Origin of the sequence: Paenibacillus darwinianus, assembly GCF_000598065.1 — a bacterium.
In the GTDB taxonomy this organism is placed as follows: domain Bacteria; phylum Bacillota; class Bacilli; order Paenibacillales; family Paenibacillaceae; genus Paenibacillus_I; species Paenibacillus_I darwinianus.
This window is the reverse complement of sequence record NZ_KK082116.1, coordinates 34468-37382: the sequence shown is the minus strand read 5'-3', so window position 1 is coordinate 37382 and position 2915 is coordinate 34468. Positions and strand designations below refer to the sequence as shown.

Here is a 2915-nt window from a genome sequence, read left to right as displayed (position 1 = left end):
CCAGCCGCCAGCCACAGCCGGAGGCTCGGCTTCCCGGTTATCCGGCTGTGCGGCATGGCTCGATTCGGCAGAAACGTCCGCAACGCCCGTCCCTCCCGGCACGAACGGCGGCGCGGCGGCGGCTGTCCGGGCCTTGAGTTGATCCTCAACGAATGCATTCATCGCATTCACGGCGGCATCCCGGTCTTGCGACGCATAGTCAGCCGTTCGTTCCGCTTCCGCAACTTCCAGGCTTTCCGGGCTTTCCGGGCCTTCCGGGCTTGCCGAATCTGCGAACCTTTCCGAGCTTATGCTGCTCTGCGGGTCCACCGGATTTCCAGGAATTTCCCGGTCTTCGGAGCTTTCGAAGCGTTGCGAGCCTTCGGACGCCGGATCCCGCCGGTGCACAACGGTAAACGGCTCGTCACCCCATGCGTAGGCCGCTGAAGGCTCGTTATCCCTTGCCTCGATGCCCTTCAGCGACAGCACGCCCGTAATGTTAAGCGTGCGCGCGGATAACAGGTCCACGTCGAAATTTTCGATGTCTACCGTAATGTCCTCGGGCCGGTTCACCCGATTGACCGGAAGCGTAATCTCGACGGGAATCCAGTGCTCGAGCGTGCGCGCCTCGACCGCGTCCCCTTGGGAACTGTAAACTCCGCTTAGCAGCAGATGCCCCTTTAACAGCACTTGCTCGTCTTGCCGAACGACCTGAATATACGGCGTCAGCTCGATTTCCTCCAGCTCGTGGATATCCGCGACGTCCTGCGGCAAATGCACGCGTTCATATACGTCAAAACGCAATCCGTCCGATGGTTGAAACACCGTTCATCCTCCCTTCCGATACTCGTATGCCGATACGTTTGGTATCGTTCAATACCTATTTATATGGGAAGCGAGGGGATGGCATGACTATCATTTTGTCACGATCCCGTGCCGTTGCGACAAACCGGCGAACCAGCCGGGAAGCGGGCATCCAACCACCGTATCCTTACCGGTCCAGGGATGCGGGAAAATAAGACGTTCGCCGTGCAGCGCCTGATGGCGCAGCGAAGACTCAGCGGGGGCGCCGTATAAGGTGTCTCCAAGCAGCGGATGGCCAATATGGCTGAAATGGACGCGAATCTGGTGGGTGCGTCCTGTATCCAGCGTCACGCGAACAAGCGCAGCGTCATCTCCCGCCACCCGCGTCTCGTAATGCGTGATGGCGGTCTCCCCGGACAGCGACACCCGGCGGCGCGAGCCGTGGTGCCGGTCGCGGCCGATCGGCGCATCGATCGTTCCCCCAGGCCTCTGCGGCACGCCGTTCACCAGCGCCAGATATTGCCGATTGATCGCTTTTTCGCGCATCGCCCCATCGAGCCGCCACTGGGCTAAATCGTTTTTGGCGTACAGTACAGGCCCCGACGTGTCGTCGTCCAAGCGGTGGATATGCCGGACGGGAGCATCCTGACCGGTCGCCAGACAATGCCGAACGGCTGCTTCGTCCAGTGTGCCGCGCTGCCCGGGACGGGAAGGATGAACCGCCATGCCCGCCGGCTTGTTCATCACAAGGCACCAGTCGTCTTCGAACAGCACGTCCGCCGTAACACCGCCGCTTTCCGCATCACCAGCGGCCCACTCGTGCCGCGCCAACCCTGCCTTGGGAAAAGCCTCCAGCCATAACCGGCCTCCGTCCAGTTTCAGCCCGCCGACCGAGAACAGCCGGTTCACCCATTTGTCCGGAAAAACGGCAAGGGCCAGCAGCCATTGCCGCACGTGGTGCGGATGGCTGCCGGCCGCAAGGCTTTCCGGTACGGAATCGGACAAAGGCACAATGAGCCATTCGCCCGCGCGCTCCGCACGGGCAAGCTCAAGCTCAGGCATGGCGTCCAGCGCCCCTTCGCCGCTTCTCACAGCCGTCCCAACGCTTCATCATGCGCGGCGATCGTCCGATCGATATCAGCTTCGGTATGAACGGCCGACACGAACATGCCTTCGAATTGGGAAGGCGCAATACTGATTCCAAGATCCAGCATGCTTGCGAAATAGAGCCTGAAACGGGTCAGATCCGCCTGCTTCGCCGTCTCGTAGTTGATGACCGTCACATCCGTGAAAAACGGGCATACCATCGAACCGACCCGATTGATTGTCGACGGAATGCCGCGCCTCTCCGCATTGTCCTCTAAGCCCGCTTGCAGCCGAACGGAAAGCCGCTCCAGCAGCTCGTACGTTTCCGGCTTCAAAAGCTTAAGCGTCGTATAGCCGGCCGCCATCGCGAGCGGATTGCCCGACAGCGTCCCCGCCTGATAGATCGGTCCGCTCGGCGCCATCATCTCCATAATGTCCCGGCGGCCGCCGTAAGCGCCGACCGGCAGACCGCCGCCGATCACCTTGCCGCAAGGCTTTCCGGTACGGAATCGGACAAAGGCACAATGAGCCATTCGCCCGCGCGCTCCGCACGGGCAAGCTCAAGCTCAGGCATGGCGTCCAGCGCCCCTTCGCCGCTTCTCACAGCCGTCCCAACGCTTCATCATGCGCGGCGATCGTCCGATCGATATCAGCTTCGGTATGAACGGCCGACACGAACATGCCTTCGAATTGGGAAGGCGCAATACTGATTCCAAGATCCAGCATGCTTGCGAAATAGAGCCTGAAACGGGTCAGATCCGCCTGCTTCGCCGTCTCGTAGTTGATGACCGTCACATCCGTGAAAAACGGGCATACCATCGAACCGACCCGATTGATTGTCGACGGAATGCCGCGCCTCTCCGCATTGTCCTCTAAGCCCGCTTGCAGCCGAACGGAAAGCCGCTCCAGCAGCTCGTACGTTTCCGGCTTCAAAAGCTTAAGCGTCGTATAGCCGGCCGCCATCGCGAGCGGATTGCCCGACAGCGTCCCCGCCTGATAGATCGGTCCGCTCGGCGCCATCATCTCCATAATGTCCCGGCGGCCGC

The 2915-nt window shown here is 61.1% G+C and carries 2 protein-coding genes and 2 pseudogenes; all 4 read right to left on the bottom strand.

The features are described from left to right. Nucleotides 1-804 (bottom strand): annotated as a pseudogene (locus BG52_RS15790) (LysM peptidoglycan-binding domain-containing protein); the annotation flags it as partial. A gap of 90 nt (nt 805-894) precedes the next feature. Beyond that, entirely contained in the window at nt 895-1845 is a 951-nt protein-coding gene (locus BG52_RS00915) for an RluA family pseudouridine synthase (protein ID WP_051602268.1), read from the bottom strand. A gap of 26 nt (nt 1846-1871) precedes the next feature. After that, nucleotides 1872-2357: pseudogene (locus BG52_RS00910) on the bottom strand (aminotransferase class III-fold pyridoxal phosphate-dependent enzyme); the annotation flags it as partial. 112 nt (nt 2358-2469) lie between these two features. Beyond that, nucleotides 2470-2915: aminotransferase class III-fold pyridoxal phosphate-dependent enzyme (locus BG52_RS00905; protein ID WP_144340689.1), on the bottom strand; the 446-nt coding region annotated here is incomplete at its 5' end.

Bases quoted from the DNA above. Each gene is read 5' to 3' on its own strand.
- BG52_RS00915 (WP_051602268.1), bottom strand. From the start codon at position 1,845: ATGCCTGAGCTTGAGCTTGCCCGTGCGGAGCGCGCGGGCGAATGGCTC.